1 protein-coding gene is annotated in these 1,361 nt (G+C 55.5%); it reads left to right on the forward strand.

Annotated elements, in window-relative coordinates; all coding sequences use genetic code 11:
- The first annotated feature begins 79 nt into the window (after positions 1 to 79).
- Positions 80 to 1,060 (forward strand): plasmid partitioning protein RepB C-terminal domain-containing protein, encoded by a 981-nt coding sequence (locus EVC45_RS44655; protein WP_129964369.1) that lies wholly within the window; start codon positions 80 to 82, stop codon positions 1,058 to 1,060.
- Positions 1,061 to 1,361 lie beyond the last annotated feature (301 nt).

Genomic DNA, 1,361 nt, shown 5'->3' on the forward strand with positions numbered 1-1,361 from the left:
TCTTCAACATCAACTACTCCAGTTTGGATCACACGTTTTACCCCAACTCTGTGTCCAGAAAAACCGGAGCCGCCGCATCATGAACAAGCTCACAACCAATCCGCTGAAGGCCGCATTTGAAAGCCAGCCGATTATGCTACAGTTGAACGCGCTCGAGTCTACAAGGCCACTCCCCGACACCGCTACGTCGAGCAGAAAATTCCTGCAGATTCTCGCCTCCATTGCAACTATTGGTCTCGTCGAACCCCTGATCGTGGTGCGCGTTGAGCGTGACGACGACAGGTTCCGTATCCTCGATGGGAGACTGCGGATAGAGGCTCTGCGTCGCCTGGGCATGAACGAAGCGATGTGCCTCATCGCGACAGATGATGAGGCGTACACATACAACAAGCACATCAGCCGGCTGACATCGGCGCACGACGCACGCATGATTGCAAAGGCAATCGAGCGCGGTGTACCACGCGAACGGATTGCTTCAGTGCTAGGGATTGAGATCAATACCGTCAAGCGCAGGGCCAGCCTCCTTGAGGGCATAACGGACGAGGCCGCCGCGCTACTTGCGGATAAAGCCTGCCCAGCGTCAACATTCAAGGCACTGAAGTTGATGAAACCTCTGCGGCAAATGGAGGCTGTCGAACTCATGTGCGGACAGGGAAACTTCACCTCGGCCTTTGCGCGGGCAATTCTTGCCGCTACTCCGCCGGAGCGGCTTGAGTGTGGTACTCGTGTTCGCGGGAAGCGGCGGAAGGAAGTCTCAGAGCAGCTTGCCAATCTCGAACGTGAACTGGCTACGCTTCAGGCAACGGTTGCCCAGACCGACGAACGATATGGTGTTGAGCACCTACATCTCACCGTGTCTGCTGCTTACATTGCAACGCTCCTTAGGAATGAGCGTGTTGCCCGTTGGTTAATGGACCATCATCCTGACTTTGCGACGCAATTCGATAACATCAGCCAGGAAGCAAGGCATGCGCGATCGGTAGCGGATTCTAGGGAGCCAAGGCCTAAAAATTTTCGTCGAATCGGAGGAAAGCCGCCTAGCACTGCGGCACCTCGATAATTTTGTGCGCGCAGCAAAGTTGTCGTCGGCATTCACTGGTTGATGCATCCAAAGAATGCTGCATCGCAAAGTCCCGCAATCGTGAACCGTAAAGTCTGGGTCCCAATTCGAACCCAGAGTCGCCGGTCATAGAGTCGAGCGTCCGACGCCAGCGAGCAGAGCGGTCGTGTCATCTAAGCCCCTTTCGGGGACTGCAGTTCGGCCTTATGCAAAGCTTTCCATAAGGCCGATTATGCCAAGTTGTTGATTATGGAAAGTAGCTGGTCGGAATCCGGGGCGCGAGCTGGTAGACAGCGGGCGG

It is taken from the genome of Paraburkholderia sp. UYCP14C, from assembly GCF_004197395.1.
GTDB lineage: Bacteria > Pseudomonadota > Gammaproteobacteria > Burkholderiales > Burkholderiaceae > Paraburkholderia.

Bases quoted from the DNA above. Each gene is read 5' to 3' on its own strand.
- EVC45_RS44655 (WP_129964369.1), top strand. From the start codon at position 80: ATGAACAAGCTCACAACCAATCCGCTGAAGGCCGCATTTGAAAGCCAG.